Consider the following 11,895-nt stretch of genomic DNA (forward strand, 5'->3'; position numbering starts at 1 on the left):
CGGCGGGTGCCGAACCAGTGCCCGTCAGCGGCGCCGGCCAGCTTTGGCGGTTGCTGCCGGGGCCGCAGCACGGCCCAGGCGAGCACCGCCAGCAGCGCCGGGATCGCCCAAAGGCCCAGGCCGACCTGCCAGTGGCCAAAGTAGCCGCTGATATGTGGGCCCAAGACGGCAGCCAGGCCGCCGCCGCTCATCAATGCCGCCGAATACAGGCCCATCGCCCCTGCCAGACGCGCCGGGAACCAGCGGTTGACCAGCCCGGGCATCATGCCCTGGACCAGCGCCACGCCCAGGCCGGCGACTACTGCGCTGGCGATCAGCGCCCACGCGCTGTCCAGCTGCAGCCGCCACAGGCAGGCCAGGGCAATCGCGGCCAGGCCGCCCAGCATGCCGCCATGCTCGCTGATCCAGCGCCGCAGCCAGGGTTGCAGCAAGGGCACCAGGCCCATGCACAAGACCGGCAGCGCCGTCAGCAAGGCCGCCTGCTGGTAACCCAGGCCGGTGCTGGCGCGCATGGGTTCGAGTAACGGGCCGATGCTGGTCAGGATCGGCCGCAAGTTCAGCGCCAGCAGGATCACCAGCAACAGGTTCAATGCAGCTCTCATTGTGAATCGGTTCTCTGTGTCAGGACCTGGCCATTATCCGGGCTTGGCGAGCCGTGCAGAAATGAAGAGATTGGATGCGTGGCAGTGGGCAGCTGAATGCACGATTGGCCTCCCGCTTATGTGCGCGATTGGCTATCGGGGTGACCAACGGGCGGCGTTACAGTAACCCCATCCCATCCCACACCCCTTGGAGACAGCCATGCACAACCGTATCGAATGGGCCAAGCACGCCCCCGAAGCCTACAAAGCCATGGTCGGCCTGGAGCAGGCGTTGGCCAAGAGCGGCCTGGAGAACTCGCTGCTGGAGCTGGTGCGCCTGCGTGCGTCACAGATCAATGGCTGCGCCTACTGCGTCAACCTGCACGCCAACGATGCACGCAAGGCCGGTGAGACCGAAGCCCGCCTGCAAACCTTGTGCGTGTGGCAGGAAACCGCCTACTTCACCCCGCGTGAACGCGCCGCGCTGGCCTGGGTCGAGAGCCTGACCCGCCTGCCGGAGCATGGCGCGCCGCAGGGTCAGTATGAAGCGCTGCAGGAACATTTCGAACCGGCCGAGGTGGCCAACCTGACCTTGGCGATTGCCACCATCAATGCCTGGAACCGCTTCGGCGTGGGCTTTGCCATGGTCCCCGCCTGAAGCACGGATGGTGAGTTTTCATACAGCATGAGGTGAGCGCCCTGACTGCGCGGCAGCAGCGGCGTCACTAGGATCGGCACTCCCATCATCCCGTGAGTGCCCTCCAATGCCTGCAAGTCACCCCACCCGCTCTGCGTTGGCCCTTCTATGCGCAACCCTGCTGGCCAGCCCAACCCTGCTGGCCGCGCCGCTGACCCGTGACAACGGCGCTGCCGTTGGTGACAACCAGCATTCGCAAACCGCCGGTGCCACTGGCCCGGTATTGCTGCAGGATGTGCAACTGGTCCAGAAACTCCAGCGGTTTGACCGCGAGCGTGTCCCCGAGCGCGTGGTACATGCCCGTGGCACGGGTGCCCACGGCCTGTTTACGGCCTCCGAAGACCTGTCCGGATTGACCTTGGCCCCGCTCTTCACCCCCGGCGAACAGACCCCGGTATTCGTGCGTCAGGCACATCCGGCCAGACCTTGGTAGCGTCCAGCGGATCGAAATCGAAGCTTGCCAGCTGCTCGGGGCGCAGGGTCTGGATATACAGGTCCCACTTGGGGTGTTCACCATGCGCGATGGCACTTACCAGGTCTTCGGTCATGTGGCTGAAATGCTTGCCCTGGATCTGCTCAACGGCCTTGGGGTCGAGGTTTTCCTGGCCTTGCAGGCTTTTCCAGCGGAACTTCACATAGGTTGCTTCGCCCTTGGCATTGACGAACTTGTAGGCATGCACGCTGTTGCCGTCCATGTGCCGATAGCTTCTGGGCGTGCCTTGGTTGGAGTACAGCAGGGTCAGGGTGCGGGTGGCCTCCGGCATGTGCGACAACAGGTCGAAGCGCCGGGCGTCATTGCCCAGGTTGTTGCGCGGGTCGGGCTTGAAGGCATGCACCATGTCCGGGAACTTGATGGCGTCACGGATGAAGAACGTGGGGAAGTTGTTGCCGACCAGGTCCCAGTTGCCGGTGCTGGTGTAGAAACGCGTGGCAAAGCCGCGCGGGTCACGCAGCGTCTCCGGCGAGTGCAGCCCGTGCACCACCGAGGAGAAAGCGGCGGGTCGGGCAGATGGTGCTCAACCGCAATGTCGACAACTTCTTCCAGGAAACCGAACAAGTCGCCCTCGCCCCTTCCAACCTGATCGCCGGTATCGAGCCTTCCGAGGACCGACTGCTGCAAGGCCGGCTGTTTTCTTATGCCGACACCCAGATGTACCGGATCGGCGCCAACGCTGGCAGCCTGCCCATCAACCAGCCGCGGGCTGCGGTCAACAATGGCAACCAGGATGGCCTGCTCAATCCCGGCCGCACCCAAGGCATGGTCAACTACGAACCCAGCCGCCTGCAGCCACGCAGCAGCACCGAGTCGGCGCGCTACAGCCAGCTGACCTTGAGCGATACCACCCAGCAACAAAGCATCGCCAGGGAACAGAACTTCAAGCAGGCAGGCGACCTCTACCGCGCCTTTTCGAAAAACGAGCAGCGTGACCTGGTCAACAGTTTCGGTCAGTCACTGTCCGTCGCAGATGACCAGAGCAAGCACATCATCCTGTCGTTCTTGTACAAGGCCGATGCCGAGTACGGCAGCAGAGTGGCAAAAATCGCCAAGGGCGACCTGACCCGGGTCAAGGCACTGGCGGCGGATCTGCAGGACTGAAGGTGGCGCAGGTTGCCAGCTATCGCCCGGCCAGCCTGGCGCGATAGCTGCCCGGGCTCTGCCCGGTCCATTTCTTGAATGCCCGGTGGAAGGCACTGGGCTCCTGGAAACCGGCCTGCTCGGCAATCTCGGCAACGCTCAGTACGCCTTCGCGCAAATGCTCGAAGGCCATCGCCCGGCGCACCTCATCCTTGATCTGCTGGTAAGACCGCCCTTCCCGCTCCAGCTGCCGGCGGAAGGTACTGGCGCTGATCCCTTGCTGCTGCGCCAGCGCCGCCAGCGTCGGCCACTGCCCGTAGCGCCGGGCCCGCAAGTGCCGGTATACCTGGGCTACCAGCCCGTTCTGGTTGCGAAAACGGATCACCAGCCCCTGCGGTGCACTGCGCAGAAAGGTTTTCAGGGCCGCCACGTCCTGCACCACTGGCAAGCGCAGGTAAGCACTGTCGAACTCTACCTCGGTGCGCCCGCTGCCCAGACGCAGGTCCGGCCCCCACAACAGCAGGTCGTCTTCCTGGGCCGGGCGAGACACTGCCAGCTCGGTGCGGTCGATGGCGATGCGCCGCCCGGCCAGCCAGCAAAGCATGCCGATCATCAGCACCAGGTAGGTTTCCTCGGCGTACACCCGGGTCAGTGGGTCGGCAATACTCGACTGCACACTGATCAGCGCGCGCCCGCCGCGCAGCGTCAGGTTGCCACGCAGGTCACGCAGGAACAGGCTGAAACCGCCCATGCACTGGCGCAGGGCCTTTTCCAGGTTCGGCTCGAGGATCAGGCCGCGGCAGATCAGGGCAAAACTGCCCAGCGGCATGCCATGGCTGTCGAGGCGGAAAAACTCGTCGTCCAGCCGTTGGATCAGCGCCAGCCACAGTGCGGCGAACGCCTTCGCCGGCACCCGTGCCTGGGGCTGCTCGAGCAGTTGCGGGTCGATGCCCACCGCGCGCAACTGGGCATCACGCTCGCCAGGGCTGTCGCGCAGGGCATGGAGCATGGCATTGAGGAAGTACACGGCGACCGAATCGCTATCGCGCATGGCGGTTTTCGCTGTCTATGCTGAGTGGCAAAAAGTGCCAGGTTGTTTGAACAGTTCCGGCATAGGCTGCAACAGAGCCTTTGCCTAGACTCGATCCCACTCCGGGACCGCCGGCCATTCTCGCAGAGCCTGCCCCGGTCCCGCCATGCCTTCGCAATCGGAGCCTCCATGAGCAGCCCAGAAATCTATGTCGTCAGTGCCGTCCGTTCAGCCATTGGTGGCTTTGGCGGTTCTCTCAAGGACCTGCCCCTGGCCGACCTGGCCAGCACCATTACCCGTGCCGCCATCGAGCGCTCGGGCGTGGCCGCCGAGCAGGTCGGCCACCTGGTAATGGGCACGGTGATCCCGACCGAGCCACGGGACGCCTACCTGGCCCGGGTAGCGGCGATGAACGCCGGCATCCCCAAGGAAACCCCCGCTTTCAACGTCAACCGCCTGTGCGGCTCGGGCCTGCAAGCCATCGTCTCGGCCGCCCAGGGCCTGCTGCTGGGTGATACCGACGTGGCCGTGGCGGCCGGCGCCGAATCCATGAGCCGTGGCCCCTACCTGCTGCCGCAGGCGCGCTGGGGCGCACGCATGGGTGACCTGCAAGGCATCGACTACACCGTCGGCGTCCTGCATGACCCGTTCGAACACTTCCACATGGGCATCACCGCCGAAAACGTGGCGGCCAAGCATGGCATTACCCGCGCGATGCAGGACGAACTTGCCCTGAGCAGCCAGCAACGGGCCGCCCGGGCCATCGCCGAAGGCCGTTTCGCCAGCCAGATCGTCCCCGTGGAGCTGAAAACCCGCAAGGGCAGCGTGCAGTTCAGTGTCGACGAGCATGTGCGTGGCGATGTGACCGCCGAACAACTGGCCGGCATGAAGCCGGTGTTCAAGAAAGACGGCAGCGTCACCGCCGGCAACGCCAGCGGCATCAACGACGGCGCGGCCGGCCTGGTGCTGGCCACGGGTGACGCGGTACGCCGGCTCGGCCTGAAGCCGCTGGCACGCCTGGTGGGCTACGCGCATGCCGGGGTCGAACCCGAGCTGATGGGCCTGGGCCCGATCCCGGCCACCCGCAAGGTGCTGGAAAAGACCGGCCTGAAGGTGCAGGACCTGGACGTGATCGAATCCAACGAAGCCTTCGCCGCCCAGGCCTGCGCCGTGGCCCGCGAACTGGGCTTCGACCCGGAAAAGGTCAACCCCAACGGCTCGGGCATTTCCCTGGGCCACCCGGTGGGGGCCACCGGTGCGATCATCGCCACCAAGGCCATCCATGAACTGCAGCGCATCCAGGGCCGCTACGCGCTGGCCACCATGTGCATCGGCGGCGGCCAAGGCATCGCCGTGGTCTTCGAGCGCGTCTGAGGGAACCTGAGAAATGAGCATTGAACAGATCGCCGTGATCGGCGCCGGCACCATGGGCAACGGTATTGCCCAGGTCTGCGCGGCAGCGGGCTACCAGGTGCTGCTGGTGGATGTGTCCGACGCAGCGCTGGAGCGTGGCATGGCCACCTTGAGCAAGAACCTCGAGCGCCAGGTCAACAAAGGCACGCTCGACGCCGACAAGGCCACTGCGGCCAAGGCGAGGATTCGCACCAGCACCGACTACACCCAGCTCGGCAGCGCGCAGCTGGTGATCGAAGCGGCCAGCGAGAACCTGCAGCTCAAGCAGCGCATCCTGCAGCAGGTGGCGGCCAACGTTGCCGCCGACTGCCTGATCGCCACCAACACGTCGTCGCTGTCGGTCACCCAGCTGGCCGCCAGCATCGAGCACCCCGAGCGTTTCATTGGCGTGCACTTCTTCAACCCGGTGCCGATGATGGCGCTGGTCGAGATCATTCGCGGCCTGCAGACCAGCGACAGCACCTACGCCCAGGCGCTGCTGGTAACCGAAAAGGTCGGCAAGACCCCGATCACCGCAGGCAACCGCCCAGGCTTCGTGGTCAACCGCATTCTGGTGCCGATGATCAACGAAGCGATCTTCGTGCGCCAGGAAGGCCTGGCCAGTGCCGAGGACATCGACACCGGCATGCGCCTGGGCTGCAACCAGCCGATCGGCCCGCTGGCCCTAGCTGACCTGATCGGCCTGGATACCTTGCTGGCGATCATGGAGGCCTTCCATGAAGGCTTCAACGACAGCAAGTACCGCCCTGCCCCGCTGCTCAAGGAAATGGTCGCGGCCGGTTGGCTGGGGCGCAAGAGCGGCCGCGGTTTCTTCACCTATTGAGGAGCAGGCACCATGCCGCCGGTCAATGCCGCAATGCGCTGTGCCAACTTCGAGGAGCGACGCGACCGGGCCATGGCGCTATTCGCCGAAAAGGGCTTTGGCCAGGTGAGCATGCGCGAGCTGGCGGCCCATGTGGGGCTGACCGCCGGCTCGCTGTACCACCACTTCCCGAGCAAGCAGGACCTGCTGTACGACCTGATCGAGGAATTGTTCGAGGAACTGCAGGCGACCTTGGACCAGGGCCGTCGGGCCATGGCCCGTGGGGCGTCGGCGTTGAGCTGCCTGATTGCCGCACACTGGCAGTTGCATGCCGAGCGGCCGCTGCAGTTTCGCCTGGCAGAGCGGGACTTCTGTTGCCTGAGCGAAGCTCAGCAGGCGCACCTGGGCTTGTTGCGTGCGCGTTATGAGGCGGGGTTGCTGCGGTTGATTGCGCCACAGGCGAAATTGCAGGGCGAGGCCTGGGTGGCCACGGCGCATGTGGTGGCGACGCTGCTGAACCAGTTGCCGGGGTTGTTCAGGGCACTGCCCGAGGAGCAGGGGGTGGGGTTGATGGAGAGCATGCTGGTGGGGGGGCTGGAGCGGACCCTGGGCTAGCCTGTTCCGGTCTTTTCGCGGGTAAATCGGATCGCCGGACCGCTGCTGATGCAGGGGTTGCATCAGGGCTGACAAGTGTTCGCCTAGACATATTCAGCGCCTATGAGATCGAGCGCCGCGCGCGCGGCGCTCGATCTCATAGGCGCTGAAAACGTTGTGGCAAGCACCTGTCAGCCCTTATGCGATCCCCGTCTGGGCTTCACCCGCGATCAGCGCAACAGATCCTGAATCTTCTCATGCAAGGTATCCAGGTCAAACGGCTTGGCCAGGATCGGCGCCGTGCGGGCGATCGGGCTGCCGGACTCGAGAATTTCGGCCGGATAACCGCTGATGAAGATCACCTTCAGGTCCGGTCGCAGCTTCACCGCAGGTTCCGCAATCTCCACGCCGGAGATGCCACCCGGCAAGCGAAAATCCGTCACCATCAGGTCCAGGTGCGGCTTGCTCGCCAGAATGGCAAATGCCTGTTCGCCATCTTCCGCCACCAGCACGTGGTAGCCCTCGCCTGACAGGTAATCACGCAAAATCATCCGGATCGCTGGTTCGTCCTCGACCACCAGCACCACGTCTTGTGCATCTTCACTCATGTTAACGCCTTGAAATTCTTACAGTTGGCCATCAGACCCCAGGCTTACGCAGAGGTTGCCCGAGCCTGGTCGTTTTGTTGTTCACGTGTCGCCAGCGGCAATTGCAAGGTGAAGGTGGCCCCTTTACCCACTTCACTTTCAACCAGTATCCGCCCGCCGTGGGCGTTGACGATCTGTTCCGAAATATACAGCCCCAGGCCCAACCCGCCGCTGGCCTGCTGCGTCGCGACCCGCTCGAACTGCTGGAAGATCCGCTGCTGGTTGGCCGCGCAGATACCGATGCCGTGGTCCTGCACCTGTACGCAGGCCTGGTCGTCCTGGCGGAACACGCGCACGTGCACCGGCTGGCGTTCACCGTATCGCAATGCATTGGACAACAGGTTGGCCACCACTTGCTCAATCCGGAATTCGTCCCACTCACCGCGCAGCGGTTCGCAGCGCTGAATGGCGATGTGCGTGTCCAGCGCCGCGGCCTGGGCAGTGAAGTTTTCCACAAGCCCGCCAACCAGCTGGCTGAGGTCGAACACTTTTGGCCGCAACGATAACTTGCCGGTGCGGATGCGCGAAACGTCCAGCATGTCCTCGATCAACCTGATCAGGCTGTTGATCTGCCGCTCGTCGCGCTCGACCATGGCCTGCAGCTTTTCAGGCATGAACGCCTCCAGATTGCCCCGCGACAGGTGCAGCTTGCGCAGCTGGGTTTCCAGGATCAGGCCATTGAGCGGGGTGCGCACCTCATGGGACACAATCGACATGAAATCGTCGCGCATGCGCACGGCATGCTCCAGTTCGCCCCGCGCCGTCTGCAGCTGGGCCAGCAGCAGCTCCTGCTCCTGGCGGCTGCGTTCCAGCGCCTGCAACTGGCGGTCGAGCACTTTGCGCTGGCGGAACAGGTCGACGAACACCGACACCTTGCTCTTGACCGCCATGGTCTCCAGCGGCTTGTGCAGGAAGTCCACCGCGCCGCTTTCGTAGCCCTTGAAGGCATAGTTCATCTCGCGCCCGGCGGCGGTGACGAAGACGATGGGTATATTGCGGGTCTTTTCCGTGCCACGCATCAGTTCGGCCAGCTCGAAGCCGTTCATGCCTGGCATCTGTACGTCGAGAATGGCCAAGGCGAACTCGTGTTCGAGCAACAGCGACAACGCGGCTTCGGCAGACTGGGCCTGGTGCACCTCGCGGTCCTCGCCCTGGATCAGGGCGGCGAGGGCCAGCAGATTTTCCGGCAGATCGTCGACGATCAGCAGTTTGGCGATGGTGGGGCTTAGCATGCGCTGGGTTCCAGGGCCGCGAGCAACTGCCCGATGCCACTCAGAGAAAGAATATGGTCGGGCTGGTGCAGGGCCAGGGCGGCCTCGGGCATCAACGCCACCTGTGCGTCACGGGGGTCCTGGACGATGGTCCGGCCCCCATTGTTCTTGATATAGGCAAGCCCTTGGGCACCGTCTTCATTGGCGCCTGTGAGCAGCACGCCAAGCAGGCCGGCGCCGTAGGCATCGGCCGCGGATATGAACAGGTAATCGATCGCCGGCCTGGAGAAATGCAGCGCCGGCTCCTGGCTCAACGACAGGCTGAAATCGCGTTCCACAGACAGGTGGTAGCCCGGCCCGGCCACGTAGATCTGCCCGCCGCATAGCGCTTGCTTGTCGCGCGCTTCAACCACCGGCCGGCGCAAGCGGCGTTGCATTACCTCGGCCAGCTGGCTGTGGCGGTCATCGGGCAGGTGCAGCACGCACACCAGCGGGATGGCAAAATTGGCTGGCAGCGCGCCCAGCACGGTGAACAGGGCCGCCACCCCGCCCGCCGAGGCGCCGATCACCACCGCGCGTACACCGTTCATGACTTGCGGTAGATCCGTTCGGGCTTGACCAGCGGCTCGAAGCGCTCGCTGTAGGCGGAAAAGTCCACCGATTCCTTGCTACCCAACACCAGGAAGCCGCGGTGGCACAGCGACTCGTGGAACAGGCCCAGGGCGCGATCCTGCAGCTCCTTGTTGAAATAGATGAGCACGTTGCGGCACGACACCAACTGGGTTTCGGAAAACACGCTGTCGGTGGCCAGGCTGTGGTCGGCGAAGGTCACGTTCTCGCGCAGGGTGCTGTCCATGATGGCGTTGCCATAGGCTGCCGTGTAGTACTCGGAAAAGTCTCGGCGGCCGCCGGCAAGGCGATAGTTTTCGGCATACTCGTGCATGCTCTGCATCGAGTAGATGCCCTGCTTGGCCCTGTCCAGCGAGTGCGGGTTGATGTCGGTGGCATAGATGATGGTGCGCTCGAGCAGGCCTTCCTCACGCAGCAGGATGGCCATCGAGTACACCTCTTCGCCCGTGCTGCAACCGGCGATCCACAACTTGATCGATGGCCAGGTGCGCAGCAGCGGCACCACCTCGTTGCGCAGCGCCAGGAAGTGGCCCGGATCGCGGAACATCTCGCTGACCGGAATCGTCAGGTACTGCAGCAACTGCATGAACATGCCCGGGTCGTGCAGCACGCGCTCCTGCAGCGCCGACACCGTCAGACAATCGAACTGGCGCAGCGCATGCAGGATCCGGCGCTTGATCGAAGCGCCGGAATAATTGCGGAAATCGTAGCTGTACTTGAGGTAGATGGCCTCGATCAGCAAGCGGATTTCGATGTCGGTGTTACGTTCGCTAGTCAAATTCGCTCCAGTTGCGGCAACCATACACGGATCAACGAGAACAGGCGGTCCAGGTCGATCGGTTTGGCGAGGTAATCATTGGCACCGGCCTGCAGGCAACGCTGCTGGTCATCCTTCATGGCCTTGGCGGTCACGGCGATGATCGGCAGCTTGCGCCAGCGCGGTTGCTGGCGGATCAGGCGGGTAGCCTCGAAACCGTCCATTTCCGGCATCATCACATCCATCAGCACCAGGTCGATGTCGTCATGCTGTTCCAGGCGCTCGATGGCCTCGCGGCCGTTGCGGCCGATCTCGACGATCGCGCCCTTGTGCTCCAGGGCGCTGGTCAGGGCGAAGATATTGCGCACGTCGTCGTCCACCAGCAGTATCTTGCGGCCCTCGAACACTTTGTCACGGCTGCGTGCGGTCTTGAGCATGCGCTGGCGTTCGTTGGACAGCTGCGATTCGACCTTGTGCAGGAACAGCGTCACTTCATCGAGCAGGCGCTCCGGTGAGCGCGCGCCCTTGATGATGATCGACCGCGAGTACTTGAGCAGGTCGGCTTCTTCTTCGCGGGTCAGGTTGCGCCCGGTATACACGATCACCGGCGGGAAGGCGCGGATATCTTCGGCGGTCATGCGCTTGAGCAGCTCGTTGCCGAGCATGTCCGGCAGCTTGAGGTCGATGATCATGCAGTCGTAGATGTTCTCGCGCAGCAGCGCCAGGGCATCCTGGGCCATGCCCACGGCGGTGATCTCGACGTCGTCGTCGCCGATCAGGCGGGCAATGCTCTCGCGCTGCAGGTCGTCGTCTTCCACCAGCAGGATGTGCTTGAGCTTCTGCGTCAGCTTGGCCTCCAGGCGGGCGAACACTTCCTTGAGCTGTTCACGGCTGGTGGGCTTGACCGCGTAGCCGACGGCACCCATGTGCATGGCGGCCTCGACCCGGTCTTCGACAGAAATGATATGCACCGGAATGTGCCGGGTGCCGGCCTGCTCCTTCAGGCGCTGCAGCACGGTCAGGCCTGAATGGTCGGGCAGGCGCATGTCCAGCAGGATGGCATCGGGGATGTACTGGGCGGCCAGCTCGAAACCTTCATCGGCGCTGTGCGCTACCAGGCAGCTGTAACCCAGTTCGTGGGCCAGGTCGAAAAGGATGCGAGCAAAGTTCGGCTCGTCCTCGATCACCAGGATGCAGCGGTTATCGAACGGCGCGCGCTCACGGTCATCGACAAAGGCCAGCGCCGGGCGTTTCGGCGCCATCGCCACCGGCGACTGCGGCGCGGGTGGCAGGGTATCCACGGCCGGGCGCAGGCTCAGGGGCTCGACGTCTTGCCCGGCGGTCTCGTAGCGTTCTGGCAGGATCAGGCTGAACACGCTGCCTTTGCCCGGGCTGCTGTCCACATTGATCTGTCCGCCCAGCAGATGGGCCAGGTCGCGGGAGATCGACAGCCCCAGGCCGGTACCGCCATACCGGCGGTTGCTGGTGCCATCGACCTGGTGGAAGGCGCCGAAAATGGCCTGTTGCTGGTCGGCAGCGATACCAATGCCGGAATCGCGCACCTCAAACACGATACCGGTACCTGGCTGGTGGCCGATGTTCAGGCTGACCTGGCCACGCTCGGTGAACTTGATGGCGTTGGACAGCAGGTTCTTGAGGATCTGCTCCAGGCGCTGGCGGTCGGTGAACAGTGTGGCTGGCACCTTGGGCTCGGCTGTCACCTGGAAGCTCAGGCCCTTCTGCCCGGCCAGCGGCTCGAACATGCCGCGCAGGCCTTCGACCAGGCGTTCGACCTGGGTGGTCTCTGGCCGCACCTCCAGCTTGCCTGCCTCGACCTTGGCAATGTCGAGGATGTCATTGATGAGGTTGAGCAAATCGTTGCCGGCCGAATAGATGGACTCGGCAAACTTGACCTGCTCTTCGCTGAGGTTGCCGTCGCCGTTCTCTGCCAGCAGCT

12 protein-coding genes and 2 pseudogenes are annotated in these 11,895 nt (G+C 64.1%); 6 read left to right on the plus strand and 8 right to left on the minus strand.

The window, feature by feature from the left end:
- On the minus strand, positions 1 to 602 hold a 602-nt coding region (locus HP547_RS20865), incomplete at its 3' end, for an MFS transporter (RefSeq protein WP_172287319.1).
- Positions 603 to 801: 199 nt separating this feature from the next.
- On the opposite strand from HP547_RS20865, the gene HP547_RS20870 reads away from it, so the two are divergent.
- Positions 802 to 1,239, plus strand: coding sequence for a carboxymuconolactone decarboxylase family protein (locus HP547_RS20870; RefSeq protein WP_172287320.1), 438 nt, complete (start codon positions 802 to 804; stop codon positions 1,237 to 1,239).
- A 106-nt stretch (positions 1,240 to 1,345) separates the two neighbouring features.
- A complete protein-coding gene (locus HP547_RS20875) occupies positions 1,346 to 1,711 on the plus strand; it encodes a catalase (RefSeq protein ID WP_372242912.1) in 366 nt (121 codons plus the stop codon).
- On the opposite strand, the pseudogene HP547_RS20880 reads toward HP547_RS20875, so the two are convergent.
- A pseudogene (locus HP547_RS20880) lies at positions 1,674 to 2,270 on the minus strand (catalase); the annotation flags it as partial. The gene HP547_RS20875 and the pseudogene HP547_RS20880 sit on opposite strands and share 38 nt — an antisense overlap.
- Before the next feature lie 8 nt (positions 2,271 to 2,278).
- Here HP547_RS20880 and HP547_RS20885 point away from each other — a divergent pair.
- Positions 2,279 to 2,875, plus strand: a pseudogene (locus HP547_RS20885) (catalase); the annotation flags it as partial.
- A 19-nt stretch (positions 2,876 to 2,894) separates the two neighbouring features.
- Here the strand turns inward: HP547_RS20885 and HP547_RS20890 are convergent.
- On the minus strand, positions 2,895 to 3,905 hold the full coding sequence (locus tag HP547_RS20890) for an AraC family transcriptional regulator (RefSeq protein WP_172224721.1): 1,011 nt from the start codon (positions 3,903 to 3,905) through the stop codon (positions 2,895 to 2,897).
- A 168-nt stretch (positions 3,906 to 4,073) separates the two neighbouring features.
- Between HP547_RS20890 and HP547_RS20895 the strand changes: the two genes are divergently transcribed.
- The 3 genes from HP547_RS20895 to HP547_RS20905 are packed head-to-tail and all read left to right on the plus strand — an operon-like array spanning position 4,074 to position 6,714.
- Positions 4,074 to 5,258 (plus strand): acetyl-CoA C-acyltransferase family protein, encoded by a 1,185-nt coding sequence (locus HP547_RS20895; RefSeq protein WP_172224718.1) that lies wholly within the window; start codon positions 4,074 to 4,076, stop codon positions 5,256 to 5,258.
- Between the two features lie 13 nt (positions 5,259 to 5,271).
- Positions 5,272 to 6,120 (plus strand): 3-hydroxybutyryl-CoA dehydrogenase, encoded by an 849-nt coding sequence (locus HP547_RS20900; RefSeq protein WP_172224715.1) that lies wholly within the window; start codon positions 5,272 to 5,274, stop codon positions 6,118 to 6,120.
- 12 nt (positions 6,121 to 6,132) lie between these two features.
- A complete protein-coding gene (locus HP547_RS20905) occupies positions 6,133 to 6,714 on the plus strand; it encodes a TetR/AcrR family transcriptional regulator (RefSeq protein ID WP_172287321.1) in 582 nt (193 codons plus the stop codon).
- A gap of 209 nt (positions 6,715 to 6,923) precedes the next feature.
- On the opposite strand, the gene HP547_RS20910 is transcribed toward HP547_RS20905, so the two are convergent.
- From HP547_RS20910 to HP547_RS20930, 5 genes are all read right to left on the minus strand, one after another.
- Positions 6,924 to 7,301, minus strand: a complete 378-nt coding sequence (locus HP547_RS20910; RefSeq protein WP_172224709.1) for a response regulator — start codon at positions 7,299 to 7,301, stop codon at positions 6,924 to 6,926.
- Positions 7,302 to 7,345: 44 nt separating this feature from the next.
- Entirely contained in the window at positions 7,346 to 8,572 is a 1,227-nt protein-coding gene (locus HP547_RS20915) for a hybrid sensor histidine kinase/response regulator (RefSeq protein ID WP_172224706.1), read from the minus strand.
- Entirely contained in the window at positions 8,566 to 9,141 is a 576-nt protein-coding gene (locus HP547_RS20920; protein WP_172224703.1) for a chemotaxis protein CheB, read from the minus strand. Before HP547_RS20920 ends, HP547_RS20915 begins: the two co-directional genes overlap by 7 nt.
- Positions 9,138 to 9,959, minus strand: a complete 822-nt coding sequence (locus tag HP547_RS20925; protein WP_172287322.1) for a protein-glutamate O-methyltransferase CheR — start codon at positions 9,957 to 9,959, stop codon at positions 9,138 to 9,140. The genes HP547_RS20920 and HP547_RS20925 overlap by 4 nt, the downstream gene beginning before the upstream one ends.
- Positions 9,956 to 11,895: response regulator (locus tag HP547_RS20930; RefSeq protein ID WP_172287323.1), on the minus strand; the 1,940-nt coding region annotated here is incomplete at its 5' end. The genes HP547_RS20925 and HP547_RS20930, both read right to left, overlap by 4 nt.

The sequence above is a fragment of the Pseudomonas sp. CM27 genome (genome assembly GCF_013179515.1).
Taxonomy (GTDB): domain Bacteria; phylum Pseudomonadota; class Gammaproteobacteria; order Pseudomonadales; family Pseudomonadaceae; genus Aquipseudomonas.